The following is a 24,332-nucleotide window of genomic DNA, read 5'->3' on the forward strand; positions in this document are numbered from 1 at the left end:
ATATACTGATAGAAAAGTAAAAGAATGGGGGAAGAGTGTGAGAAAACAGCCGCAACGTCAAATTAGTTTAAATGGACTAAAGGTATGGCGTATTCAAAATGGAATCATTTCATTTATTTTCTTGCTCGTCACCATTGGGGTGTTTGTCGCAAGTTATTATCTCGATTGGCCTTATTGGATTGGCGCAATTGTCGCAGGAGTCTGGCTTGTTCAAGCTGTATTAGCCATTTGGCTTATTCCGAAAATCCGCCATCGTATATGGCGTTATGAAGTGTTCGAAAATGAAATAGAAATTCAGTATGGATTCATTCGAGTCACACGAGTCATCGTGCCAATGGTTCGTGTTCAGCACGTTGATACATCACAAGGACCGCTTTTAAGACGGTACAACCTAGCTTCTGTACAAATTTCAACGGCTGCTACTGTTCATCATATTCCAGCACTAGAATTAGAGGAAGCAGATCAACTTCGTGACTACATCTCTCGTATGGCAAGGGTGACTGAAGATGATGTCTGAACCAAGACGTGTTCATCCATTATCCATGTTGATTGACTTTGTGTCGGGAGCCATTTCTTTGATCAAGAATATTATCGTTCCATTCTTTTTCATTATTTTTGTCAATTCCAACTTGCAAATTCGCTTTTATGCCTTTATAATTCTCGGTTTACTCATTCTATGGACAGCGATTTCAAGCATTTTAGAATGGAGAAAATTCACATATCGCATTGAAGCCGATGAATTTCGTGTCGAAGCTGGACTTTTTATGAAAAAAAAGAAATATATAGCAATAGAGAGAATTCAATCTATCAACACAAGCGAAGGAATCTTTCAAAGAATTTTTGGATTGGTCAGATTGCAAATTGAAACTGCTGGTGGTACAGGTGATGCGGAGGTTACGCTTACTGCCATTACAAAAGCCAATGCGGACCAATTGCAAAAAACTGTTTTTAATAGCAAGAAAGCTTTACAGCAAAACAACACGAACACGCTTGAAACAGGAGAACATACTATGGCTGCGGAGCCGATTGAAGAACCTGTAGAAGCGCCAGTGAAAGTATCGTATCGTATGGGCATTCCAGAATTGCTTCTTGTTGCTTCTACATCAAGTGGAATAGGTGTCATTATCTCAGGGTGTCTGGCATTATATACACAGGTCGATGAGTTCCTACCAATGGACGGATTATTGAATCGTTTCAGCTTTTTGAGTCATGCTGGAATTGAAATTTATGCCTTGCTTATCTTCATCGCACTCTTTTTTGCTTGGTTACTGAGTGTGGGAGTGACTGCTCTTCAATATGCTAACTTTACAGCAAAGCGGAAAGGAGAAGAGATTGTCATTTCGAGAGGTTTAATCGAACGGCATCAAATGACGATTCCTCTTGCAAGAATACAAGCGATCAAAATCAAAGAAAACATCATTCGAGAACCATTTGGTTTTGCAACGGTGATGATCGTGAGCGCAGGCGGTTCAATCTCTGAAAAAGAAACATCGTCTGTTTTATTCCCGCTGATTCAAAAGAAAAAAATCAATGACTTGCTCCCAGCATTTACTGAGCATTACAAATATGAAAGTCATCTAAAAAAAGTACCGAAGCGATCACTCAAACGCTATTTATTCTCCTATGGTTTATTACCACTTTTGGTGGGAATTGCGCTTTCGTTTAAATTTCAGCCTTGGGGCTATTTAGGATTGATCCCATTGCCTTTCTTTCTCATGATCGGTTTTTTATCCTTTAAGCAGTCAGGATGGACGATACATGACCAGTCCATTCAAATGACGTCAAGAGGTATTGGAAAAACAACAGGGATTGTCCTAAGGAAGCGTATGCAGAATTACACCATGACACAATCTCTTTTCCAAAAGAGAGGGCGCGTTGCGAGTATACGAACGGTTGTGAAGTCTTCTGCTCTTCTTGATTCCTTTGGGGTACATCATGTAGATGAGGAAGATGCGAAGCGAGTGTTTGATTGGTATTCATATGAAAAAAACAAATCATCATGAATGTGAAAAAATGTCGACCGTCTCCAAGAAAAAGAGGCGATCGACATTTTTTAGTCAGGTTAAAAACGGCGTTTTCTTGAAGTGAACAAAAGTGTGAGCGGTGCGAGGAGCATTCCACCAATCAATCCAAACAGATGCCCCATGATGTTGATATTCGAGTTTACAAATGTCATGATGACCGATACGGCAAGAATTGTTAAAATGACTTGGGAATTTCCGCGATCCATCATACTTGGCTGGAACAGCACAAGATAGAGATATACGCCAAATAGTCCAAAGATCGCACCTGAAGCACCGACATGCACATAATTTAATGGTTCAACCCAGTATGTTCCGAGATTGCCGATAATACCTGATCCGAGGTAAATAAGAAGGAAACGGATCTTTCCGAGCATCTGCTCAAGTGCTGGAGCAAATAAGAAAAGAGACATCGAATTAAACAGAACGTGTGTTAAACCTGCATGAAGAAAAACAGGTGTCAAGAGGCGCCACCATTCACCCTCTGCGATGCCATAATTAAACCCGACAAGACTATCTTGGCCAAGCTGTATAATAGGGATGGGAATTGAAAATACGAGCCATAAGCCGATTTGGAGAGCGAGTATAGTGGTGACAATTGGATACGACCGGATAAATTGCTGAAAACTTTCTGTTCGAATAAACATAGAAAACCCCTTTTGACATCATAATGGTAAGTTTATAGTAACACGTTTATGAAACGAAGATAAAAAATAGTACGTGTCTTATAGGAGGAAGTCGATGATTAAAGGCATTGGTATAGATGTTGTAGAGATTGACAGATTGTCTCGTGTGCTGAGTAGACAGCCGCGTTTTCCAGAACGAATTCTCACACAATCGGAGCTCGATGTGTACGAATCATTGTCTTCAAAAAGAAGGCTTGAATTCCTGGCTGGCCGATTTGCAGCAAAGGAAGCTTTTTCTAAAGCGTACGGTACTGGGATTGGCAAAGATCTAAGCTTTCAAGATATACATATCGAAAAAGATGACCACGGCAAACCGTATGCTGTCTGTAAGAAGACGGAGTGGGACAGCGTTCATCTTTCCATCACCCATACGAGAGAATATGCCGCTGCCCAAGTATTAATCGAAAGGTTGTCAAGCTAGTCTGCATATTGTTTGTCCCCCCTTCATATATTGAGTAGTGCGATAAGGAAGGGCGAGTTGCTAATAGGCTTTGATGGTTCGCGGTACGCGGTTTATAAGGAGGCGTACTGTTAAAGTCAAACAAGCGGTTTCTTCCTTTTAACACAATTGACAAAGGGGTTGAAAAGGGTGAGAAAAAGCTTTGTTTTGCTTGTAGCGGGGATCCTTTTTGTGCTAATTCTTTCAGCGTGCGGTCAAAAATCGCAGCAGGACATCGTTGGAGATTTAAACAAAAAGGCGGAGGAAATGACATCATACAAAGCCAAAGCAAAAATGACAATCGAAACAGGGAACGAACCACAAGAATATCACGTGGAAATTTGGTACAAGAAACCTGAGCTTTACCGAGTCTATTTAGAAAATCCGAAAAAAGACCAGAATCAAGTCATTTTAAGAAATGGCAATGGTGTATTTGTACTAACACCTTCACTGAACAAGAGCTTCCGTTTCCATAGCGATTGGCCAAATAACAGCAGTCAAGTCTACTTGTTTGAATCTCTTGTCAAAGATATCAAAAACGACAGTGCAGCTCATTTCAAAGCAAAAGATTCAACATACATGTTTGAAACAAAAACAAACTATCAGCACAATCAAATGTTGCCGACACAAGAGATTACATTCCATAAAAAGAATATGGCACCAGCAAGTGTGAAGGTACTTGATAGTGACAAAAAGCCAATGGTCAAAGTGGAATTTTCTCACTTTGAATTTAATAAATCCTTCGATAAAGATGCGTTTGATGAAAAGAAAAACATGACGCTTTCTCAAATGGATGTGGCGACAAGTGCCAACCCATCTGATAGCTTCGCGGTCAAAACGCCAGTTGACCTGCCAGAAGGTGTGAAGAAAATGGAAGAGAAAGAGATGGCTTCTGATACAGGTAAACGCTATGTAATTACTTATGGCGGGGAAAAATCATTTACACTCATTCAAGAAAAAGCAAGGGTCGCTGAAGCATCAACACCAGTGACAATGAATGGAGAGCCAGTTGACCTTGGCATGACAGTCGGTATTCTAACAGACAAGTCATTATCATGGACATCCGACGGTGTCGATTACTTAATTTCTTCTGGCGATTTATCGAAAGAAGAGCTGTTGATGGTTGCCAAAAGTGTTGAAGGGCAATCAGCGAAATAGCTGAAAAGAAAAAGCATGTACCATTAAATGTTTGAGGCACACCATCCTTCAAAGAACACTTCATGTATGTTCAGCCCTGTTTAGGGGCTGTTTTTTTGGTTTGTTTCACATTAGGCTGTATTTTTAGTATCATAAATGAAGGTATCGAATCATCAAAACAGGGAAGTGTCAATGATGAACACAAAAGCTTTTTATAGAGACACATGGGCAGAAGTAAATTTAACATCTATTCAACATAATGTTTCACATATGAAAGACCATATAGGTAAAAAGGTACGCCTCATGGCAGTGGTAAAAGCCAATGCATATGGGCATGGAGATGTAGAAGTAGCAAGAGCGGCTTTACATGCTGGAGCAGATTTGTTAGCCGTTTCCTTTTTAGATGAAGCCATTTCATTGAGAAATAAAGGTATCACAGCACCAATTCTCGTATTAGGTGCTGTGCCACCTGAGCATGTCAAAGTAGCAGTTCGCTATCAGCTTGTCATGACCGCTTTTTCAGTTGAGTGGCTCAAAGCCGTTGTACAAGAAGTGAAAGGTTCATTACAAAGTGTTCGCTTTCACTTGAAAATTGACAGCGGTATGAACAGAATAGGTGTCAAAACATTAGAGCAGGTCAAAGAAGTGAAAGCCATCGTCGAAGACAATCCCTTCTTGCGCCTAGAAGGCGTATTTACCCATTTTGCGACAGCGGATGAGAAGGGGGGAGATTATTTTGACATGCAGATAGAGGTTTTTCAAAAGCTACTCAAACCCCTACGTACAGAAGACTTACTCGTGCACTGTGCAAATAGTGCAGCAGGTCTTCGCTTTAGAGAAGTGTTATTTAATATCGTTCGTTTTGGGATAAGTATGTACGGGCTGTCACCCTCTGAAGAAATCAAAGATGAACTGCCATTTGAGCTTAAAGAAGCTATGTCATTTTATACAAAACTGGCAAATGTCAAACGGATTAAAAAGGGAGAGAGTGTTAGCTACGGTGCAACGTATACGGCTAAGGAAGATACGTGGATTGGTACTGTACCAGTCGGTTATGCAGATGGATGGATAAGGAAACTGACAGGGACAGAGGTGCTTATCGGTGGAAAACGCCAGAAGATTGCGGGCAGGATATGTATGGATCAGTTTATGATTGAACTGAAAGAAGCGTATCCTGTTGGAACGAAAGTCGTACTCATCGGAGCTGAGCAGGGAGAAAATATCCCTGTTGACGAAATAGCAAGACGGCTCGAAACAATTAATTATGAAATAACATGTATGATTGGCTATCGCGTGCCGAGAGTCTACATGGAGAATGAGGAAATTGTTGATGTACGCAATCCGTTGCTTCATGGAGGGCAAAGCTTTCTATAGGCTTTCAGATGTAGAAGATTGTTGTGAGCTATGACACCATTCTTTTTTTCTCGATAATACTGGACAAAAGATATCCCTTTTTAAGAGTTTTTGGAAATACCGTATGATTTTCGGAAAAAAGCGTATAATGGGAAGAGGAACTCCATTATCATCTTGATTTACGGTTTGCCAGACCCTTCAGTGTGATAAAAACAAATCATGAAAACAGCTTTGCTTAAGCCTTAAATAATGATATGATTAGACTTGGAATGGATCGAAACGGTATCCGTAAGTTTTGTGGAGGTGTATGTTTTTTGTCTGAATCCAGCGCAACAAATGAAATGAAAATTCGACTGCCAGAAGCATTAATGTCTGAAATCGAACGAGTAGCAGAGCAGGATAAGGTAACAAGAAATGAATTGATTTACCGAGCGACAAAAACGTATATTCGTGAACGTAATATTCGACAAAATCGTGAATCGATGAGACGCGGCTATATGGAGATGGCGAAAATTAATCTGAATATCTCTTCAGAAGCACAATATGCAGAATTTGAGGCTGAGAATACAGTTGAGCGATTAGTCAGCGGGGGTTAAACATTTGATTGTTAAACGCGGTGATGTTTATTTTGCTGATTTATCTCCTGTTGTTGGCTCCGAGCAGGGCGGGGTTCGCCCAGTATTGGTGATCCAAAATGACATTGGAAATCGCTTTAGCCCGACTGCTATCGTTGCAGCCATAACAGCCCAAATACAGAAAGCGAAATTACCAACTCACGTCGAAATTGATGCAAAGCGCTACGGCTTTGAACGAGATTCTGTCATTCTTTTAGAACAGATTCGCACCATTGATAAACAAAGATTAACAGATAAGATTACTCATCTTGATGATGAGATGATGGAAAAGGTTGATGAAGCCTTACAAGTTAGTTTGGCTCTTATTGATTTTTAATATGGTAACAATCATAGGTTGCTCCCGAAAGAGCAACTTTTTTTGTGTTCAAATTTTTTTAACGCTATAATGGAATCAGAATGAAAGTGATGTTTTTTTATGTATGTAGGGGGTAAATCATGCCGAACAATATCGTGCTGGCGTTCACGAAAGAGCATCAAAAGGAACTAGAACAGGAATGGACCAACATTTTTAAAAAGCTCGGAAAAGAAGAAACGGAGATGATGCTGAATGAAAAAATGTATGAAACCATTTGCACAGAGTACGTCCAGCTCATCATTACATCCATTTCAGAGGGGATATCTGAAGATTTTGAAGAAAAAGTTCAATCTTTTGCTTTAAAAATCGTTCAAATGGGTATATCACTTAAGCTGCTTGCAAGCGGATTGACGGAAATCCGAACGCACTTATACAACAAAATGAACAGTGACAATGAGATCGTTGAAAAAAGCAATGTCTTAGTTTGGCAAATTGATCAATATATCACACCTGTTCATAACGAAATATTAAATCAGTACTCTATCTCTTGGGAGAGAACAGTCAATCTCCAGAAGATTGCCTTACAAGAACTATCTGCCCCTCTTATTCCAGTATTTGAACAAATTACAGTCATGCCGCTTGTCGGCACAATTGATACAGATCGTGCGAAAAAAATCATGGAAAATTTGCTGAATGGTGTCGTCAAGCACCGTTCAGAGGTTGTGCTTATTGACATCACAGGTGTACCAGTTGTTGACACAATGGTCGCTCATCATATCATTCAAGCTTCCGAGGCTGTCAGATTAGTAGGTGCAAAATGCTTATTGGTCGGCATTCGTCCTGAAATTGCCCAGACTATCGTGAACCTTGGAATAGATTTATCTCAGGTTACAACTAAGAATACCCTTCAAAAAGGAATTCAAACTGCTTTAGAAATGACAAACAGAAAAATTGTTTCATTGGAGGGATAACCATTGAGAAACCACCCGAAGATTCCAATCTTAAAATTATACAACTGCCTCCTCGTTTCAATACAGTGGGAGCTTGACGATCAGACAGCTCTCCATTTTCAAGAAGACTTACTCAATAAAATTCATGAAACAGGAGCAAATGGTGTTGTCATTGACCTTACATCAGTAGATATGATTGACTCTTTCATTGCCAAAGTGTTAGGTGATGTCATCACAATGTCCAAGCTAATGGGTGCTAAAGTTGTATTAACAGGAATACAACCGGCAGTGGCTGTTACGCTCATTGAACTTGGCATATCTCTAGAAGAAATCGAGACGGCACTAGATCTTGAACAAGGGCTTGAGACATTGAAGCGGGAATTGGGGGAATAGATATGAAAGACCAATCCTGTGTGAAAATTTTGACGGAATGGGATATAGTTGCAGCCAGACAACTGGGGCGAAATGTTGCAAAAGAACTAGGATTTGGAACAGTTGACCAGGCAAGGATTACGACGGCCATTTCAGAATTAGCCCGGAATATCTATTTATACGCTGGTAAAGGTCAGATTTGTATAGAAGAAGTGATGGAACGGGGAAAGCGCGGACTGAAAATCATTGCAGCTGATGAAGGGCCAGGTATTATGGATATCCGCAAGGTCATGGAGGACGGATTTTCCACATCAGGCGGACTTGGTGCCGGTTTGCCAGGTGTCAGAAGACTGATGGATGATTTTAAACTGGATTCCACACCCGAACAAGGAACGGAGATACAAGCTGTTAAGTGGCTTCGCTAGGAGGTAAACCATGGATTTTAAGGAGGTAATGGAGCAGCGGTATCATCAGCTGCTCAGCCGTTATATAAGTGATTTAACTGAAACATCGCTTTATCAAGCTCAAAAGTTCAGCAGAAAGACAATTGAGCATCAAGTACCTCCTGAAGAAATAGTGAGCGTTCATCGAAAAGTGATTCAGGAGCTTTACCCTGATTTACCAAAGGATGTCTTTCATTCGCTCGACTTTTTGATCGAAGTGATGATAGGTTATGGACTTGCGTATCAGGAGCATTTAACACTTAGAGGCATTCAGAAAGAGATTAAATCAGAAATCGAGATTGCTGCCAATGTACAGCAAACCCTTTTGGAAACAAAAATTCCAGAAGGAGATACATTTGATGTCGGTGCCATCAGTGTTCCTGCAAAACAAATGAGCGGAGATTATTACCACTTTGTCACTGATCACGATACGATCAATATCGCCATTGCCGATGTCATCGGAAAGGGGATCCCCGCTGCACTTTGTATGTCGATGATTAAATATGCCATGGACTCGCTTCCAGAGTCAGGGAGTGGGCCAACAAAAGTGCTCAAAAGCCTCAATCGTGTGGTTGAACAAAATGTGGACCCAAGCATGTTTATTACAATGTTTTATGGTAGCTACAACACAGTCAATCACGAATTCAAGTACGCATCGGCTGGTCATGAGCCGGGCTTTTTCTATTCTAAAAAAGAAAATAAGTTCTATGATCTCGAAGCAAAAGGGCTTGTACTTGGCATTACGCCAGATTTTGAATACAGTCAGTATGAAAAACACCTAGACGAAGGTGATATGATTATCCTCTTTTCAGATGGTGTCACTGAATCGAAGACAGAGGACGGTTTCTTAGAGCGCGAAGATATTCAGGAACTCATTGCAAAGCACATGTCTGGTTCAGCTCAGGAAATGGTTGATGCCATCTATGCAAGCTTGCTGAAGATTCAAGATTTTCAGCTTCATGATGACTTTACATTGCTTGTTTTAAAAAGAAGGGTTTAGAAAGTGAAGAGGCGGGTATATAGAATTTTAGGATATAAGAATATTGAGGTGAATGCATGATGAATATGTCTGTGAAAGAGCATCAAATAGATCATTTAACGAAAGTCAGCGTCAGCGGAGAAATCGATGTCTACTCTGCCCCGGAATTAAGAGAGACGCTCATGCCTAAAGCGGAGCAAGGAGAGCATCTTGAGATTTGCTTAAAGGATGTTTCATATATGGATAGTACAGGTTTAGGTGTGTTTGTTGGATTGTTCAAAGCAGTTCAAAAAGCGGGCGGAACACTAAAGCTAGAAAATTTATCAGATCGACTTGTAAGGTTGTTCGAAATTACAGGACTAAAGGACATCATTGACATTTCTGCAAAGTCAGAGGGTGGGGTACAATGAACGAATCAGTAGACCTAATTGAGATGAAAATACCAGCAAAACCAGAGTATGTGGGGATTATTCGTTTAACTCTTTCTGGTGTGGCAAGTAGAATGGGTTACGCTTATGAAGAGATTGAGGATTTGAAGATTGCTGTCAGCGAAGCGTGTACAAACGCTGTACAGCATGCCTACAAAAGTGAAGAAAGTGAAGGAGGAGAAGTAACGGTTCGCTTTAGTGTCTTTGAAGATCGACTTGAAATCATTGTTGCTGATAAAGGTGACAGCTTTGACTTTAAACAAAAGCAGGAAGACCTTGGGCCGTATACATCTGCACATACGGTTGAACAACTGTCAGAAGGAGGGCTCGGTCTGTATTTAATGCAAACGTTGATGGATGAAGTCGAGGTGCAAGCGAACTCCGGAGTTACTGTGGCGATGACAAAGTTTTTGAACAGGGAGCGAGTTGACCATGACACAACCATCCAAAACTACGAAACTAACTAAAGATGAAGTAGATCGGCTGATCCAAAACTATCAAACAAATCAAGACGAACAGGCTCAGTTGACACTTGTTGAATGCTATACGAACCTAGTAGAAATGCTAGCGAAAAAGTATTCCAGAGGGAAAAGCTTTCACGAGGATCTCAGACAGGTTGGTATGATTGGATTACTTGGTGCAATAAAACGTTATGATCCCCTTGTTGGGAAATCTTTTGAGGCCTTTGCCATACCGACGATTATCGGCGAAATCAAACGATTTCTACGTGATAAAACATGGAGTGTCCATGTCCCAAGACGTATCAAAGAACTTGGGCCGCGAATTAAAATGGCAGTCGACCACCTCACAACAGAAACGCAAAAGTCCCCTCAGGTGCAGGAAATTGCTGAATATCTTGATGTGACAGAAGAAGAAGTACTAGAAACAATGGAGATGGGCAAAAGCTATCAGGCACTCTCTGTTGATCATGGCGTTGAGGCGGATTCTGAAGGAAGTACTGTCACTATTTTAGATGTTGTTGGATCACAAGAAGAAGGCTATGAACGAGTGAATCAAAAAATGATGCTTGAGAGTGTCTTTCATGTTCTCTCTGATCGTGAAAAAGACATTATCAATTTAACTTATCTTCATAATAAAAGTCAGAAAGAAGCTGGTGATTTGCTAGGTATCTCGCAAATGCACGTATCAAGATTGCAGCGGAAGGCAGTTAAAAAATTAAGAGACGCATTAGCGCAAGATTCCACAATGGAGTTAGGGTAATCATGCGGCAAGTTGAGCAAAACGAACATGTGCATGCCGTTATCTACCAATCTAGCAAAGAGGGAAGATCCTGCTGCGGGGACAGTTTTTTTATTAAAGCAGATGAAGAAGAACTAATTTGTGCTGTAGCAGACGGATTAGGCAGCGGCCAGTTCGCCAACGAATCATCTTCTTTAGTCAGCGAAATTGTCGAGGAACATGGACAGGAAGATGTGATTTCCCTCATTGATAGATGCAACCATGCAATGAAAAACAAACGAGGAGCGACTGCAGCCATTTTAAAGGTAGATTTTACCCGGCAGCAATTTACCTACTGTTCAGTCGGCAACATCCGTTTTATTTTACATGCACCATCAGGTGAGTATATCTATCCACTTCCGACACTGGGCTATTTATCAGGAAAGCCGAGAAAATATAAAACATATACCTACACGTATGAAAAGGGATCAAAATTCATTATGTATTCCGACGGACTCGATGTTCCAAACATGAGAATGTATTTAAAGCAAGGACAGACAGTCGTAGACATTGCACACACCCTAGAGACTTATACACACAACAAAATGGACGATCTCACCTATGTACTTGGTCAGCTAACGTAAAAAAGCTGACCATTTTTCTGTTTTGCCTGTTTTTTTGATACACTAAAGAAGAATGAAACAGTGAGAGGATGCAAAATATGAAGACATCTGACTTATTAATGAAACAAATTTCAACGGAATTAAAACTTTCTCAAAAACAAATCGAAAGCGTTATTCAATTACTTGAAGACGGCAACACAGTCCCATTTATTGCACGATACCGAAAAGAGCAGACAGGCTCACTAGACGAAGTGCAAATCCAAACCATTTCTGAGCGCTATACATATATTCAACATTTAACGCAACGTAAAGAAGAAGTCATTCGCTTAATTGCTGAACAAGAAAAACTAACGGACGAACTCAAACAAAAAATTGAACGTGCTGTTAAACTTCAAGAGATTGAAGACCTGTATAGACCGTTCAAACAAAAACGAAAAACAAAAGCAAATGTCGCAAAAGCAAAAGGCTTAGAGCCACTTGCTGAGTACTTGCTCACCTTACCGCATCAAGATGATATTACGGATAAAGCGAAAGCATTTGTAAATGAAGAAAAGGAAGTAAATAGTGTAGAAGAGGCAATTGAAGGTGCACAGCATATCATGGCTGAACAAATTGCAGATGATCCTGACATGCGGAAATGGATACGCGCAGAAACCTATCAAAAAGGGAGCCTTGTTACATCTGGAAAAGAAATAGAAAACGATGAGAAAAATGTGTATGAAATGTATTATGACTATCAAGAGCCGATCAAAAAGATCGTGCCCCATCGTGTACTGGCAGTCAATCGCGGCGAAAAAGAAGGCATTTTGAAAGCAACGATTGAGCCTCCCGCTGAAAATATTAAATTCTATCTTGAAAAACAAGTCATCAAAGGAAAACAGACAACCGCAAGATTTTACATTGAAACAGCGATTGATGATGCTTATAAGCGTCTCATTCAACCATCCATTGAACGTGAGATTCGCAAAGAATTGACAGAAAAAGCAGAAGAACAAGCCATTCACATTTTTGCTGAAAACCTGCGAAAACTACTTCTTCAGCCACCGATGAAAGGGAAGCGAGTGTTAGGAGTCGATCCAGCTTTTAGAACGGGCTGTAAGCTGGCTGTTGTCGATGACACAGGGAAGGTTCACAAAATTGATGTGATCTATCCACATCCACCGGTGCAGAAAAAGGCAGAAGCCAAACAAAAGGTCAAAGACATCATCAAGTCTCTTGATATTGAAGTGATTGCAATCGGGAACGGCACAGCTTCACGAGAAACAGAACAGTTCATAGTTGAGGTCATTCAAGAAACAAAGCAACCGGTCTCGTATTTAATTGTGAACGAAGCGGGCGCTAGTGTGTACTCTGCATCCGCTTTAGCAAGAGAAGAATTCCCAGACTTGCAAGTTGAAGAAAGAAGTGCCATCTCCATTGCAAGAAGGTTGCAAGATCCATTAGCTGAGCTTGTCAAAATTGACCCGAAATCAGTAGGTGTTGGCCAGTATCAGCATGATGTGAGCCAAAAGCAATTAAATAGCTCACTCACCTTTGTCGTTGAAACAGTCGTCAACCAAGTAGGTGTAAACGTCAATACAGCCTCACAAGCACTCCTGCAATATGTATCAGGTCTATCCAAAGCAGTTGCAGGCAACATCGTCAAACGACGAGAAGAATTGGGTAAATTTACAAGTCGTAAAGACTTAAAGGATATCCCGAGACTCGGTGCCAAAACATATGAACAATGCATCGGCTTCTTGCGTATTTTAGATGGGCAAGATCCCCTTGATCGTACAGGCATTCACCCAGAAAGCTATAAGGAAACAAAGCAATTTCTCAGCAAAATGAACATGACACCATCAGACCTTGGAACAGATCAGTTAAAACAGAAGATTGTGGAAGTTCAGCTGGATGAAGCGGCAGAACAGCTTCAAATTGGTGCGATTACCTTAAAGGATATCGCAGAACAACTCACAAGACCTGAGCGAGATCCACGTGACGAGGTGCCAAAGCCACTCTTGAAAACAGATGTACTGAAGCTAGAGGACTTAAAGCAAGGCATGGAACTACAAGGAACGGTACGAAACGTTGTGGATTTCGGTGCCTTTGTGGATATCGGTGTGAAACAGGACGGACTTGTCCATATTTCCAAACTGAGCAACCGTTTTGTCAAACATCCGCTTGATGTTGTCTCAGTAGGTGATATTGTCACAGTTTGGGTCGATTCAGTCGATCAGGCGAAGGGCCGCGTTGCGCTCTCTATGTTAAAACCAGAATAAACAAAAAAACGAGGCGCACCTTTAGGATGGGGTGTGCCTTGATGAAAGTGACTGCTTTTTTCTATAAAAGTACCAGCATTGATTCAGCAATTTAATCTGATAATGATTTTTTTCGTAAAAAGCCTTCTGCATCTGGTTTTTCAGCCAATTTGGCATCGCCCATTCCTCCCTCAGTAGAAACAGTGGGTGTAACTCCAATGTATGCAGAGGTGATATTGTCCCGTTCAAGGTTTTTTAGGAAAGGAACGATCATGTGTGAACCAGTCTGAACTCCAGCAGCTTACTGAGCACTTATCAGCAACCTTATTTCATAAAAAATTCCGCCATCAGGCAAAATTCAACGATAGGCTCAAAACAACAGGTGGTAGGTACATGCTATCGACACATGATATTGAGCTAAATCGAAAATACTTAGAAGAACATGGCATAGATGAATTAATAGGAATCATTAAACATGAACTATGCCATTATCATCTACACCTTGAAGGGAAAGGCTATCAGCACCGTGATCGCGCGTTTAAAGAGTTATTGAAACAAGTAGGAGCCCCACGCTTTTGTACACCGTTAAGGACTGTGCAAAACAAGAGACGTGTTCAAAAACGTCATAACTACATTTGCACAGGATGCGGTCAGCAGTTTACAAGAAAAAGACGGTTTGATACCTCTCGTTATGTTTGTGGCATCTGCCAGGGAAAATTGAAATGGGATCGTACGATAGAGTAAGTGATATAAGCATTCCTTAGGGGGATGCTTTTTTCTTTGAATTGACACGGGAGTTAGCGCCATGAAATGAACAGAAAAAGTAAAAATTATGGAGACAAAGAGAGGAATGATGGCAGAAATCTACGGAAAAGCCACAGGCCTCTGTAAAGGAAACGGAGGGTCCATGTACATTGCAGATTTTGATAAAGGAGTGCTTGGTACCAGTGGAATTGTCGGAGGTGGATATCCGCTGGTGTGTCGATCAGCTCTTAGGTGTTACATTTGTTACACTGGACAAGCAAATCATTCAGTCGGAACAAAACGGAATGTTTTCTTCACTCATGGAATGGCATTTTTTCAGAAATTACAGGAGTATGTGAGTATGGATCAGTCCGTCACAATATGATGCTGTACTAAGAACACTTGATTGAAAAAGGAAGAGCGGTAAATGAATGGATGTCTCGGTCTCCCGCTGAGAGAACGGGACCTTTCCATCATGTGTCAACAGAAATCAAAAAGGAAAGAGAAAAGGCTTGACTGCTATTTCAGTATATGATAAATTATAAAAGCCGTCGCAAATGGATCAGGAATGGAAACCGTAAAATTCTTGACACATTTTTCTGGCATAGATATAATGAAACATGTCTTATTATTCCGCAGTAGCTCAGTGGTAGAGCTATCGGCTGTTAACCGATCGGTCGTAGGTTCGAGTCCTACCTGCGGAGCCAAATGGAGAAGTACTCAAGTGGCTGAAGAGGCGCCCCTGCTAAGGGTGTAGGTCGCGTAAGCGGCGCGAGGGTTCAAATCCCTCCTTCTCCGCCATTTATATGATGGCCCGTTGGTCAAGCGGTTAAGACACCGCCCTTTCACGGCGGTAACACGGGTTCGAATCCCGTACGGGTCATTTTTCTATATTCGTTGGGCTATAGCCAAGCGGTAAGGCAACGGACTTTGACTCCGTCATGCGTTGGTTCGAATCCAGCTAGCCCAGCCATTTTTTTATCTTTTTTCTGCATAGCAGATGAGCCATTAGCTCAGTTGGTAGAGCATCTGACTTTTAATCAGAGGGTCGAAGGTTCGAGTCCTTCATGGCTCACCATTGTCACGCGGGTGTGGCGGAATTGGCAGACGCGCTAGACTTAGGATCTAGTGTCTTTACGACGTGGGGGTTCAAGTCCCTTCACCCGCATTGTTTTTTCAAAAAAACAGTGCTTCACAAACAGCACATCATATGACGCGGTCGTGGCGGAATGGCAGACGCGCTAGGTTGAGGGCCTAGTGGGTGAATAACCCGTGGAGGTTCAAGTCCTCTCGGCCGCATCCAGTAAAACCAAAGGTTTATAATCTTTGGTTTTTTTGTTATCTTTTATTTTTAAGGTGTATTTTTTACTCCACACGTGAGGATCATTCATCCAGCTTATCAGCAGTTGCTCTTTTTATAATGATAACTTTACTCCTAATCTGTAATTACCAAGACATATATATAAAGCAATTTACTTTAATTACTTGTTCTCACATAAACTGTGTAGACTGCACTTGTAGCTGGTGTAGAAGTTATAAATAGTGAAAGTGAGTCATTTCTAGTTAGAGGTGCTGTTGGTACTTTAAATGTCCATGTTACTTATGGTATACGGCCCGTTATTTGAGACCAATATAACGCTCTAAAAGGAATGGATAATATTTTTAATCAACATCATAAAAAAGGTGCCTATCCAAAAGGAGAGGCACTTTAAAATTGATCATTATCCATAATTGTGGGTCAGTAAATAAGTGACGATGAATATTAATATATAGGTACAAATGAGAGAAATAAATAGTTGCTTTATAAACTTCAACTTGTTTACTGGTTTTTTATTTTTATAAGTTCGAAAAAAAGTAACCCCCAATATGATGAGAACAAAACGGGAAATGAAAACCTTGTGATGGATTCCCACATAATATCACTCCTAGTAAATTTAGTGGAATTACTGTGGTGAGAATTTATATACAAATGTCCACCAAAATTTAATATTTATCCCTTTACCTTTATTGTTAGCACTAGCGCGAGAGCCCATTAAATGAAAATAGCCGCTACCTAAACCTGCGGGTAAGGCTGGTGAAAATCCGAAATATGTAAGAAGAAGAGCGCCGCCACCAGCAATAGTACCTGCACTGCTAAGATCAGCCGCAAATTCATTTGTGTCACAGCTATTTAACTTTTGTGTAAAAACCCACCAATAATCCTTGGATTTAGACGTTTTTCCTTTACAAGCAAGTGTCTTCATATCAGCCGATGATTGTTCTTTTTCCTGTAAACGAATGATACTCAAATCATCCTTAGCTTCTAATCTTCCTGCTTCGATTTCTGAGTTCAGTTGATTTAAATAAGTTGTTTGGCTTTTAATTAAATAAGGTTCGATCCCATCAGACTGAGCTTTTCCTTTGGCGAAAATAAAAAGTCCATTGAATACCCTGATATATTTTTTAAAATTCATTACATCTTCAATATCATAAATTGTATCACTAGATTTAGTAAACGAACTGGTTTTAATGCTCTGGAATGAATCAGAGGCATTAGCTAACGGGCTAGGCTAAAGACAGGATAAGAGTTAATAGAACAAAATTTCTTTTGAATATAATTACTTTATTTTCAATTTGAACACAAATTTTAATATGTGTAATGAGTCACTATGTCTATTTTAATTAACTAAAGTGAAATTGGAGAAATTTTTTGCTTATTATTAAATTTACATGTGCTTATCATTTATGTTTAAATTAAGGTGATTTTTTTAACTCCGTTTTATACTAGGAGAGATATTGAGCTACTCTGAAAATTTGACTGTTCATAATTATACTCACTGCTCCGTATAATAATTGCTAAATATGTTCTCTTCGAGTGAATCAATGAAAAAATTTAATCATCTTTATTACTTTCTTCTTGGGAAATAAGGAAGCGAAATTTCTAATTTATCCAAAAATTCTTTTTTTATTCTGTAAGATAAATTTATTTATTTTTTGTTTATGTGATTCATTAATTATTGTTTAGGGCCTGTATAAGTAATAATATAATATTGATTTGTAATTATTCCGAATCCATGTTATGATAAAGAGAATTATTTTTGTTCGGTGTAAAGGATAGTATGAATATAGACTTTTCGTCTTGAGGATACTTTGGGCAAGGATAGTAATACATTGTGTGATAACGCACTAGGAGGCAACAAAAATGGAACAAGGTACAGTGAAATGGTTTAATGCAGAAAAAGGTTTTGGCTTTATCGAACGTGAAAGTGGAGACGATGTATTCGTACATTTCTCAGCAATCCAAAGTGACGGATTCAAATCTTTAGACGAAGGTCAAAAAGTAACGTTTGACGTTGAGCAAGGTTCTCGTGGAGCTCAAGCTGCTAACGTTCAAAAAGCTTAATTTTTTTATAAAAACAGGCTCTTTATATAGGGCCTGTTTTTTTATGTTCTTTGTACCATATTCAATAAAAAAACCCCACTCAATGTTCGAGTAGGGAGATGGTAAAAGGTAATAGAAAAAGATTTAACACTTCAAAGGTTTGTTTACAGTATAGCATATTGAATTGAAACTATGCGAAATATATATATTTTTTTACTAACCTGCTGTCTATTTAAGTGTAAGAGACCCAAGTATAAAAGAAGAAGTAACCCCTTTTCGTTTCTTTGGTGGTTACTTAATTAATTTTTGTGTAATCATGTGAGTCATCGTTGACCATCTATTCAGATGTTATCAACTCGTGTATTCCTTTTATGAAAAGAAGATATAAACACATTACGATGCACTGTCGTTGTGGAAAAGAGAAATTCTTGAAGATAGAGGGGAAATTGCTGTCTTTTCTTTCTAGAAATAATCACTTAGATTTTACCTGAAACAATGAAAGGCCTACCTCACTTCCATCCTTACGGCTCCTTGTCCGTGCCAGTGTGAATCAGGATGACAAAAATCAAGTGACTATTTTATTTGAAGAATAAAAATGGAATAGATTGTAGAAATAACAAAAGAGGTTAATGTTCTAAAAGTAATTAGAACGTCTTTGAGATGATTTGCTTTAATCATAATATTCCTGAAACATCAGGATATCTTAGGAATGACATACATGATCTATAAAGAACCTTAAGAGAAACTTTTTATGTGATTTTCAGTGATTCCTTCAATGACTTCCAGTTCACTGATTAAAAACTCATATGCATTATCCAACATTTTTTTTTCGCTTGCATTAAGTGCTTTTTCTTTCTTCATCCGCATTAGATCACGTACAACTTCAACGCCTTCTTGAATTTCACCCGTTTTTATTTTGTCCGTGTTTACTTTAAACCTTTGCTTCCACGGAAGTAAACTATCTGATCTTCCATGCTGAAAAATGTGTATAATTTGTTTTAATGCAAGTATATCAGTAACTGGTCTAATACTTGAACCTGACATTTTCTGCGTTGGAATCATCACTTTCATATTACTGATTGACATTTTTATGACATAATACTGTTGTTTTTCCTCTGAGAATTCTTTTTCTTCTATGGCTTCAATTATACCTGCTCCGTGCATTGGATAAATAATGTTATCACCAATTTGAAACATATAATCCACCTCCATATATAGTATCCTTCTTAAGGTTACCATACATACATGTAAAATGCCAAATATTTTATAATATCATGATGTTTTTTCGATGTCAACACTTTTTTGAAAAAATCAAATCGAGCAAAAACAACATCAAAATCACCAATGTTGGGGCTTAGTGAGGTTAAACTCTTGCAGGTTCGCCTTCTCTCAACCGCATATAAAAGAAGTATAAGAGGATTGATGCGCTTGGAGAGGTATTATTATGAATGTGTGTGTAGACAAACCCTTGCAATCGTTGTCAGGTCTGCGCGGTGGTGCTCGTGAATCTAGCAGTTTATACTTCAAGGGTTTTCAGGTCATGCTAAAAAGAAAACAAGGGGCTAAAATAAACATCATTATCGCCCTTAGTCAACAATCTGTCGTCCTCAGTTAAAAAATACACTAACAGTGTGATGTAATAGGAAATTTGAAATCCCCTTCTAATACGGGGCCCTTCGATAGATAAAACAGTGCATCATCATCAGTCTGAACTTTTTCCACATGCAAGCCTTTAAGGTTGTTTGGTTCAAAGTGAAACACTATTTTTTCAGTCTTCTCATCTATTAATTTACTTAGCACTGTATCAATGACTTGTTCTTTGGGTGAGATAATATCGAAAATATGCAGTGAACGACCCTCGTGTTCCATTAAGATTATTGTTTCTAATTCTGAAATGTAGTAAATAGATTCAGGAAATACAACTAAAAAATAAAACATTAATAGCTCTTCATTATTCTTTACAATTATTTTGCTCTTATTTAAGTAGCGGTTCTTGGCGATTGTTTCAAGTAAACTAAGGTCTGAATCAACGCTTAGTTTTTTTAAATCATTTTTGATTGATACTTTTAAATGACTGTTATTAACCATTAAACTATATTCACTTTCATCAACTCTGGAAAATCCGAATCTGGGATAAAATTCAATAACAGATGCATTAGCAAATAGATAGATAAAATCACAATTGTTCTTTTGAGAATTCAATATTTCAGACATTAGAATGTTAGCTAGACCTTTATTACGGTAACGAACATCAGTCATAACAGTTCCTATTTGAATGGCGATATACGGTACATTCTCAATCACAATTGACATTTTGAAGATTGAAGCATTTGCAATGACATCACCATCATTGTTAGTAAATGAAAAAGGAACATATTTATCGGTCCAGTACCCTTTGTTAAACCACTTACTAAAATCAATTTGAAACGTTTTTTTTGCTAAATGATTAAAGCTTTCTCTAAGTTGTTCATTCTCTCGATAACCGCTTACTAGTTTTAAATTCTCCATCACTTATTCCCCCTATTAATTTTATTATGATATTGTTTTAGAACCTTTTCTTCATAACAAAAAAAGACTTTATGAGAATCAACTCATAAAGTCTTTTGGCGTATGAAAAAACCATACTACTACCTCAAAAGGTTTAATAGTATCATTTTACACACTAACAGTTAGACAATATTTGCTTCTCTTATATCGCAAAAGGGTAACATGAATAATCTATAAATTCCTTTGAGAAAATTTATAGATGGATTCCCTTATTAAATTCGTAGAATTTAGTGTGCGATAATAAGTTTTAGCATAGTTGTCTAATCTCCTTGTCATTTGATTAAAAACATCATAGCATAGATCATCGCTTTTACGGTTAATTTATTATAAGTAGATAGAGTCATCTTCAGAAAAAAAGAGGTGGACTGTATTTTACAACTAAAGATGTAGTAACGATCGAACTTTAAGTAGTGTTTATATATACACTACTTTGTTAATCTCATAAGGGTAGAATGACGAAGAAAAGGGTTTATTCTTTGGAGGAATTAAAAATGATTTGATAGAGAGGTTGAGATAAATTGAGTAAAAATTATATCATTTTTGGGGCTAGTAAAGGTTTGGGAGATGCATTTGTAAAAGGATTGCCTGCTTATGGAGACACAGTATGGATTATTTCAAGAAGCAAACCAAATACATTAAATTTAAATGATGGTGTTCAACGAATATGGTTGGAAGTAGATTTGTCACAACAGAATCAATTAGGTTTGCTTAAGGACATATTGAATAATAAAACAATAGATGTACTCATCTATAATGTAGGTGTATGGGAGAAGGAAGGATTCGAAGATCATTATGACTTTGAGAACGATGATCCAAAAGACATTGCTACTATATTAAATATTAACTTGATCTCAACAATAACCTTTATCCAAGCTTTATTGCCGAATCTAAGAAGGTCAAAAAGTGGTAAAGTTATCTTAATTGGGTCAACGGCTGGATTAGATCATACAAGTAATTCCCAAGTTTCTTTTGTCACTTCTAAGTATGGATTACGTGGGATAGTAAGTGCATTAAGGGAACATGTAAGAAAAGATAAGATTGCGGTCACATGCATTAATCCAGGTGAATTGGCAGCGGAAATTCCTTATGAAGATGGAGCTGAAAAGGCTATATCTGAATACAAAGGCACAAGGATTCCCGTACAAGACATTGTATCCTTAGTTAAATGTATAGTGAGTTTGTCTCCTGTTTCATGTGTTAAAGAAATAAATATACCTGCTATTACGGATGAAAACTGTTAACTTGCGATCTTTCGGTTGGATTATTTTCTAGGATGCTGAAAATAAAAGTGCCTAGCGGTGTTTTTTGACTTTATCGTTGATGTCATTGCAATGAGTACATACGTGCAAAACAGACTGATCAGGAGATTTTTTATGAATTTGCGTTTGTTAAATGTGGCTGGATTCTTTCTGTATCTTATTAAAGAGATGATACTTATAAAAATAAGGACAAAAATGGGAAACATATTTTTGATGAGTTCGGTTGACATGATTGAACACTCCTATTGTAGATAGTTATTGAGATGAAACTTACCATCCATATAAATTGGCTATGATTTTTTTCTTTGTTATGAGTATCTGCAAAGTTGCTATTAAGTCGTGACAACCACTTCCTAATCCAGCTTTGCCATCTTCATTGAGTTTAAAGAGAAAACATTTGACTATATTACGACCATTTTAAACATGTCAGCCTTGTTGTGTATTGAGCCATTATGGATATTCTGATTGACTAAAGGAAACTTTAAATGATTTTTGAACTGTTATGTGCTGAAATATGAATATTTTCACGTTCCATGAAAAAGTATAAATAAACAATTGCTTATATAATAGATTGCTTATATAATAACGTTACTTTGCATATTGATTCTGTCCTCACAATGTGATCTTCTCTGAGATACAAACATTATGAATCTAAAATGTATATAAACATATCGTTATATAATGGATGATTGCTATGAAGATCATGCATAATCTCTAATTCCAAAGGAGATGAGAAAGTGAACAGCACGCGATTAAAAACAGTTTCTATGGTCGACTGTTTAAAAATCTTAAGTGATCAAACAAGACTCATAATGCTCAAGTTACTTGATTCTAAAGCGTATTGTGTTTGTCAGCTTGTGGATATGTTTGAGATGAGCCAGCCGTCGATTAGTCAGCATTTAAGGAAGTTGAAAAAGGCTGGGTTTGTAAAAGAAGAGCGAAGAGGACAATGGCGTTTTTATTCAATTAATACATCGTGTTCTGAGTATGAAACGATTCAATACATCATTCATCAAATTGATGATCAGGATGTAAGGTTTAGAGAAATTAAAGAGAAAGAACCTCAAGGCTCATGTTCTTAGGAGGAGATATCATTTGACTGCAGTCATTCTTGCAATTGTGATTTTTGTCATCACATTGATATTGGTTATTTGGCAGCCTAAAAATTTATCTATCGGCTGGTCAGCGTGCGGTGGTGCTTTTTTGTCATTCGTTTTAGGGGTTGTGAACGTTCAAGATGTGATAGAAGTGACGGGCATTGTCTGGAATGCGACGTTGGCGTTTATTGCCATTATTATCATTTCGCTCATTCTAGATCACATTGGTTTTTTTGAATGGGCTGCATTGCATATGGCGAAGGCAGCAAAAGGAAACGGAATCCGCATGTTTGTGTATGTTTCAATACTCGGAGCGGTTGTGGCTGCGCTATTTGCAAATGATGGTGCGGCACTTATCTTGACACCGATTGTTTTAGCAATGGTTCGGGCATTGAATTTTGAGGAAAAATTAGTGTTTCCCTTTATCATCGCAAGCGGTTTTATCGCTGATACAACGTCGCTACCATTGGTCGTGAGTAACTTAGTGAACATTGTTTCCGCAGATTTTTTTAATATTACCTTTTTAGAATATGCTTCAAGGATGATTATTCCGAACTTTTTCTCTCTTTTAGCCAGTATTTTAGTACTTTATTTGTTCTTTAGAAAGAGTATTCCACGTCATTTTGACATGTCTCATGTAAAAAAACCAAAAGAAGCGATAAAGGATCTGAAAATGTTTAAGGCTTCATGGTATATTCTGGGCTTGCTTTTAGTTGGATATTTTGCAAGTGAATTCTTATCTATTCCAGTATCAGCTGTAGTAGGTGTGATTGCCATCATCTTTTTAATTGCTGCGCGAAAAAGTCCTATTGTTCAAACAAGAGCAGTATTAAAAGGAGCACCTTGGTCGATCGTGTTCTTTTCAATTGGTATGTACGTTGTGGTGTATGGGTTGAAGAATGCAGGATTGACGGATGTTTTATCTGACATCATTCAATTAGTAGCCGATCAGGGGCTTTTTGTTGGAACGATTGGAATGGGATTTATTGCAGCTATTCTTTCTTCAATCATGAATAATATGCCTACAGTGATGATTGATGCGCTAGCTATAGCGAATACGGATACTTCCGGCATCATGAGAGAAGCGTTAATATATGCAAATGTGATTGGCTCCGATCTTGGTCCGAAAATCACGCCAATTGGTTCACTGGCAACGCTACTGTGGCTTCACGTTCTGTCGCAAAAAGGGGTCAAGATTTCATGGGGGACATACTGTAAAACAGGTCTGATCCTTACCATACCAACACTGTTTATTACACTAATTGGTTTATATATGTGGTTATTATTTATTCATTAAAACGTTTTGCAGAGTCAGGAAAGTAAGTTGAAATCTACTACAAGTATATCATCTACATGATGAACATCTTCGCAGTTGTAGTAATCCCAAGGGTAAGATAAACCTTGGGTTTTTTGTGTTTCATAAAAATAAACTAAATGTGATCTAAGTAAAAATACAAAAATGGAGATGATTTTGGTGAATCGTATTCTGAAAAAAAGAACGTTAGAACGAATGATTTGATCATGCTAGTCAACCAATTTATAAT

27 protein-coding genes, 7 tRNA genes and 1 pseudogene are annotated in these 24,332 nt (G+C 38.4%); 29 read left to right on the plus strand and 6 right to left on the minus strand.

Annotated features, from left to right (window positions below):
- Positions 1-37: 37 nt before the first annotated feature.
- Both ACQKEZ_RS17430 and ACQKEZ_RS17435 read left to right on the plus strand, forming a co-directional pair.
- Entirely contained in the window at positions 38-517 is a 480-nt protein-coding gene (locus ACQKEZ_RS17430; protein ID WP_427302967.1) for a PH domain-containing protein, read from the plus strand.
- Positions 507-2,003, plus strand: coding sequence for a PH domain-containing protein (locus ACQKEZ_RS17435; protein WP_427302969.1), 1,497 nt, complete (start codon positions 507-509; stop codon positions 2,001-2,003). The genes ACQKEZ_RS17430 and ACQKEZ_RS17435 overlap by 11 nt, the downstream gene beginning before the upstream one ends.
- A gap of 59 nt (positions 2,004-2,062) precedes the next feature.
- Here ACQKEZ_RS17435 and ACQKEZ_RS17440 read toward each other — a convergent pair whose 3' ends face one another.
- Entirely contained in the window at positions 2,063-2,668 is a 606-nt protein-coding gene (locus ACQKEZ_RS17440) for a rhomboid family intramembrane serine protease (protein ID WP_427302971.1), read from the minus strand.
- 94 nt (positions 2,669-2,762) lie between these two features.
- Between ACQKEZ_RS17440 and acpS the strand changes: the two genes are divergently transcribed.
- From acpS to ACQKEZ_RS17510, 14 genes are all read left to right on the plus strand, one after another.
- Positions 2,763-3,128: a holo-ACP synthase gene (acpS, locus tag ACQKEZ_RS17445; RefSeq protein ID WP_427302973.1), complete on the plus strand. Its 366-nt coding sequence runs from the start codon at positions 2,763-2,765 to the stop codon at positions 3,126-3,128.
- Positions 3,129-3,287: 159 nt separating this feature from the next.
- The gene (locus ACQKEZ_RS17450) at positions 3,288-4,304 is read left to right on the plus strand and encodes a DUF4367 domain-containing protein (RefSeq protein ID WP_427302975.1); all 1,017 of its coding nucleotides are present in this window, start codon (positions 3,288-3,290) and stop codon (positions 4,302-4,304) included.
- Between the two features lie 174 nt (positions 4,305-4,478).
- On the plus strand, positions 4,479-5,657 hold the full coding sequence (gene alr / locus ACQKEZ_RS17455; protein ID WP_427303092.1) for an alanine racemase: 1,179 nt from the start codon (positions 4,479-4,481) through the stop codon (positions 5,655-5,657).
- 293 nt (positions 5,658-5,950) lie between these two features.
- Positions 5,951-6,232 carry a hypothetical protein gene (locus tag ACQKEZ_RS17460; RefSeq protein WP_003214273.1) on the plus strand — a complete coding sequence of 94 codons (282 nt, stop codon included), beginning with the start codon at positions 5,951-5,953 and terminating at the stop codon, positions 6,230-6,232.
- A gap of 4 nt (positions 6,233-6,236) precedes the next feature.
- On the plus strand, positions 6,237-6,587 hold the full coding sequence (ndoA, locus tag ACQKEZ_RS17465) for a type II toxin-antitoxin system endoribonuclease NdoA (protein WP_024425388.1): 351 nt from the start codon (positions 6,237-6,239) through the stop codon (positions 6,585-6,587).
- A 119-nt stretch (positions 6,588-6,706) separates the two neighbouring features.
- Entirely contained in the window at positions 6,707-7,537 is an 831-nt protein-coding gene (locus tag ACQKEZ_RS17470; RefSeq protein ID WP_427302977.1) for an RsbT co-antagonist protein RsbRA, read from the plus strand.
- A 3-nt stretch (positions 7,538-7,540) separates the two neighbouring features.
- Positions 7,541-7,909 carry an RsbT antagonist protein RsbS gene (gene rsbS, locus ACQKEZ_RS17475; RefSeq protein ID WP_427302979.1) on the plus strand — a complete coding sequence of 123 codons (369 nt, stop codon included), beginning with the start codon at positions 7,541-7,543 and terminating at the stop codon, positions 7,907-7,909.
- A 2-nt stretch (positions 7,910-7,911) separates the two neighbouring features.
- Entirely contained in the window at positions 7,912-8,313 is a 402-nt protein-coding gene (locus ACQKEZ_RS17480) for an anti-sigma regulatory factor (protein WP_427302981.1), read from the plus strand.
- Positions 8,314-8,323: 10 nt separating this feature from the next.
- Complete coding sequence (locus ACQKEZ_RS17485; protein WP_427302983.1) at positions 8,324-9,331, plus strand: PP2C family protein-serine/threonine phosphatase; 1,008 nt, start codon at positions 8,324-8,326, stop codon at positions 9,329-9,331.
- 59 nt (positions 9,332-9,390) lie between these two features.
- Entirely contained in the window at positions 9,391-9,720 is a 330-nt protein-coding gene (locus ACQKEZ_RS17490) for an anti-sigma factor antagonist (protein WP_427303093.1), read from the plus strand.
- Positions 9,717-10,205 (plus strand): anti-sigma B factor RsbW, encoded by a 489-nt coding sequence (gene rsbW / locus ACQKEZ_RS17495; protein ID WP_427302985.1) that lies wholly within the window; start codon positions 9,717-9,719, stop codon positions 10,203-10,205. The genes ACQKEZ_RS17490 and rsbW overlap by 4 nt, the downstream gene beginning before the upstream one ends.
- A complete protein-coding gene (gene sigB, locus ACQKEZ_RS17500; protein ID WP_427302987.1) occupies positions 10,171-10,959 on the plus strand; it encodes an RNA polymerase sigma factor SigB in 789 nt (262 codons plus the stop codon). The genes rsbW and sigB overlap by 35 nt, the downstream gene beginning before the upstream one ends.
- Before the next feature lie 2 nt (positions 10,960-10,961).
- Positions 10,962-11,561, plus strand: a complete 600-nt coding sequence (locus ACQKEZ_RS17505) for a PP2C family serine/threonine-protein phosphatase (RefSeq protein WP_427302989.1) — start codon at positions 10,962-10,964, stop codon at positions 11,559-11,561.
- Between the two features lie 77 nt (positions 11,562-11,638).
- Positions 11,639-13,801, plus strand: coding sequence for a Tex family protein (locus ACQKEZ_RS17510; RefSeq protein ID WP_427302990.1), 2,163 nt, complete (start codon positions 11,639-11,641; stop codon positions 13,799-13,801).
- A gap of 21 nt (positions 13,802-13,822) precedes the next feature.
- Here the strand turns inward: ACQKEZ_RS17510 and cmpA are convergent, their stop codons facing one another.
- Both cmpA and ACQKEZ_RS17520 read right to left on the minus strand, forming a co-directional pair.
- Positions 13,823-13,957 carry a cortex morphogenetic protein CmpA gene (gene cmpA / locus ACQKEZ_RS17515; protein WP_427302992.1) on the minus strand — a complete coding sequence of 45 codons (135 nt, stop codon included), beginning with the start codon at positions 13,955-13,957 and terminating at the stop codon, positions 13,823-13,825.
- Positions 13,893-14,054, minus strand: coding sequence for a hypothetical protein (locus ACQKEZ_RS17520; protein WP_427303102.1), 162 nt, complete (start codon positions 14,052-14,054; stop codon positions 13,893-13,895). The genes cmpA and ACQKEZ_RS17520 overlap by 65 nt, the downstream gene beginning before the upstream one ends.
- Positions 14,055-14,056: 2 nt before the next feature.
- On the opposite strand from ACQKEZ_RS17520, the gene ACQKEZ_RS17525 reads away from it, so the two are divergent.
- From ACQKEZ_RS17525 to ACQKEZ_RS17565, 9 genes and pseudogenes are all read left to right on the plus strand, one after another.
- Positions 14,057-14,524 (plus strand): SprT family protein, encoded by a 468-nt coding sequence (locus ACQKEZ_RS17525; protein ID WP_427302994.1) that lies wholly within the window; start codon positions 14,057-14,059, stop codon positions 14,522-14,524.
- Positions 14,525-14,627: 103 nt separating this feature from the next.
- Positions 14,628-14,774: pseudogene (locus ACQKEZ_RS17530) on the plus strand (pyruvate dehydrogenase (acetyl-transferring) E1 component subunit alpha); the annotation flags it as partial.
- 382 nt (positions 14,775-15,156) lie between these two features.
- Positions 15,157-15,231: transfer RNA gene (locus ACQKEZ_RS17535), tRNA-Asn, on the plus strand.
- A gap of 3 nt (positions 15,232-15,234) precedes the next feature.
- Positions 15,235-15,325 (plus strand) — tRNA-Ser (locus tag ACQKEZ_RS17540).
- A 10-nt stretch (positions 15,326-15,335) separates the two neighbouring features.
- Positions 15,336-15,407: transfer RNA gene (locus ACQKEZ_RS17545), tRNA-Glu, on the plus strand.
- A 15-nt stretch (positions 15,408-15,422) separates the two neighbouring features.
- Positions 15,423-15,497, plus strand: a tRNA-Gln gene (locus ACQKEZ_RS17550).
- Between the two features lie 29 nt (positions 15,498-15,526).
- Positions 15,527-15,602, plus strand: a tRNA-Lys gene (locus tag ACQKEZ_RS17555).
- 7 nt (positions 15,603-15,609) lie between these two features.
- Positions 15,610-15,692 (plus strand) — tRNA-Leu (locus ACQKEZ_RS17560).
- Between the two features lie 47 nt (positions 15,693-15,739).
- A tRNA-Leu gene (locus tag ACQKEZ_RS17565) sits at positions 15,740-15,823 on the plus strand.
- Between the two features lie 644 nt (positions 15,824-16,467).
- On the opposite strand, the gene ACQKEZ_RS17570 is transcribed toward ACQKEZ_RS17565, so the two are convergent.
- A complete protein-coding gene (locus ACQKEZ_RS17570; protein ID WP_427302996.1) occupies positions 16,468-16,977 on the minus strand; it encodes a hypothetical protein in 510 nt (169 codons plus the stop codon).
- A gap of 728 nt (positions 16,978-17,705) precedes the next feature.
- On the opposite strand from ACQKEZ_RS17570, the gene cspC reads away from it, so the two are divergent.
- A complete protein-coding gene (gene cspC / locus ACQKEZ_RS17575; RefSeq protein ID WP_427302998.1) occupies positions 17,706-17,906 on the plus strand; it encodes a cold shock protein CspC in 201 nt (66 codons plus the stop codon).
- 714 nt (positions 17,907-18,620) lie between these two features.
- Here cspC and ACQKEZ_RS17580 read toward each other — a convergent pair.
- The gene (locus ACQKEZ_RS17580; RefSeq protein WP_427303000.1) at positions 18,621-19,082 is read right to left on the minus strand and encodes a CarD family transcriptional regulator; all 462 of its coding nucleotides are present in this window, start codon (positions 19,080-19,082) and stop codon (positions 18,621-18,623) included.
- Positions 19,083-19,508: 426 nt separating this feature from the next.
- The gene (locus tag ACQKEZ_RS17585) at positions 19,509-20,393 is read right to left on the minus strand and encodes a GNAT family N-acetyltransferase (RefSeq protein WP_427303002.1); all 885 of its coding nucleotides are present in this window, start codon (positions 20,391-20,393) and stop codon (positions 19,509-19,511) included.
- A 557-nt stretch (positions 20,394-20,950) separates the two neighbouring features.
- Between ACQKEZ_RS17585 and ACQKEZ_RS17590 the strand changes: the two genes are divergently transcribed.
- The 3 genes from ACQKEZ_RS17590 (at position 20,951) to ACQKEZ_RS17600 (ending at position 24,085) form a co-directional block, all read left to right on the plus strand.
- Entirely contained in the window at positions 20,951-21,673 is a 723-nt protein-coding gene (locus ACQKEZ_RS17590) for an SDR family NAD(P)-dependent oxidoreductase (RefSeq protein WP_427303004.1), read from the plus strand.
- 785 nt (positions 21,674-22,458) lie between these two features.
- The gene (locus ACQKEZ_RS17595; protein ID WP_427303094.1) at positions 22,459-22,773 is read left to right on the plus strand and encodes an ArsR/SmtB family transcription factor; all 315 of its coding nucleotides are present in this window, start codon (positions 22,459-22,461) and stop codon (positions 22,771-22,773) included.
- A gap of 13 nt (positions 22,774-22,786) precedes the next feature.
- On the plus strand, positions 22,787-24,085 hold the full coding sequence (locus tag ACQKEZ_RS17600; RefSeq protein WP_427303006.1) for an arsenic transporter: 1,299 nt from the start codon (positions 22,787-22,789) through the stop codon (positions 24,083-24,085).
- The last annotated feature ends 247 nt before the right edge of the window (positions 24,086-24,332 follow it).

The organism is Bacillus sp. NPDC077027 (assembly GCF_050269555.1).
Classification (GTDB): Bacteria; Bacillota; Bacilli; order Bacillales; family Bacillaceae; genus Bacillus.

Excerpts from the sequence above, each read along its gene's own strand:
- ACQKEZ_RS17435 (WP_427302969.1), top strand. The coding sequence starts at position 507 with ATGATGTCTGAACCAAGACGTGTTCATCCATTATCCATGTTGATTGAC.
- ACQKEZ_RS17440 (WP_427302971.1), bottom strand. The coding sequence starts at position 2,668 with ATGTTTATTCGAACAGAAAGTTTTCAGCAATTTATCCGGTCGTATCCA.
- acpS (WP_427302973.1), top strand. The coding sequence starts at position 2,763 with ATGATTAAAGGCATTGGTATAGATGTTGTAGAGATTGACAGATTGTCT.
- alr (WP_427303092.1), top strand. The coding sequence starts at position 4,479 with ATGAACACAAAAGCTTTTTATAGAGACACATGGGCAGAAGTAAATTTA.
- ACQKEZ_RS17470 (WP_427302977.1), top strand. The coding sequence starts at position 6,707 with ATGCCGAACAATATCGTGCTGGCGTTCACGAAAGAGCATCAAAAGGAA.
- ACQKEZ_RS17480 (WP_427302981.1), top strand. The coding sequence starts at position 7,912 with ATGAAAGACCAATCCTGTGTGAAAATTTTGACGGAATGGGATATAGTT.
- ACQKEZ_RS17485 (WP_427302983.1), top strand. The coding sequence starts at position 8,324 with ATGGATTTTAAGGAGGTAATGGAGCAGCGGTATCATCAGCTGCTCAGC.
- ACQKEZ_RS17490 (WP_427303093.1), top strand. The coding sequence starts at position 9,391 with ATGAATATGTCTGTGAAAGAGCATCAAATAGATCATTTAACGAAAGTC.
- rsbW (WP_427302985.1), top strand. The coding sequence starts at position 9,717 with ATGAACGAATCAGTAGACCTAATTGAGATGAAAATACCAGCAAAACCA.
- sigB (WP_427302987.1), top strand. The coding sequence starts at position 10,171 with ATGACACAACCATCCAAAACTACGAAACTAACTAAAGATGAAGTAGAT.
- ACQKEZ_RS17505 (WP_427302989.1), top strand. The coding sequence starts at position 10,962 with ATGCGGCAAGTTGAGCAAAACGAACATGTGCATGCCGTTATCTACCAA.
- ACQKEZ_RS17510 (WP_427302990.1), top strand. The coding sequence starts at position 11,639 with ATGAAGACATCTGACTTATTAATGAAACAAATTTCAACGGAATTAAAA.
- cmpA (WP_427302992.1), bottom strand. The coding sequence starts at position 13,957 with ATGCCAAATTGGCTGAAAAACCAGATGCAGAAGGCTTTTTACGAAAAA.
- ACQKEZ_RS17520 (WP_427303102.1), bottom strand. The coding sequence starts at position 14,054 with ATGATCGTTCCTTTCCTAAAAAACCTTGAACGGGACAATATCACCTCT.
- ACQKEZ_RS17570 (WP_427302996.1), bottom strand. The coding sequence starts at position 16,977 with ATGAATTTTAAAAAATATATCAGGGTATTCAATGGACTTTTTATTTTC.
- cspC (WP_427302998.1), top strand. The coding sequence starts at position 17,706 with ATGGAACAAGGTACAGTGAAATGGTTTAATGCAGAAAAAGGTTTTGGC.
- ACQKEZ_RS17580 (WP_427303000.1), bottom strand. The coding sequence starts at position 19,082 with ATGTTTCAAATTGGTGATAACATTATTTATCCAATGCACGGAGCAGGT.
- ACQKEZ_RS17585 (WP_427303002.1), bottom strand. The coding sequence starts at position 20,393 with ATGGAGAATTTAAAACTAGTAAGCGGTTATCGAGAGAATGAACAACTT.
- ACQKEZ_RS17595 (WP_427303094.1), top strand. The coding sequence starts at position 22,459 with ATGGTCGACTGTTTAAAAATCTTAAGTGATCAAACAAGACTCATAATG.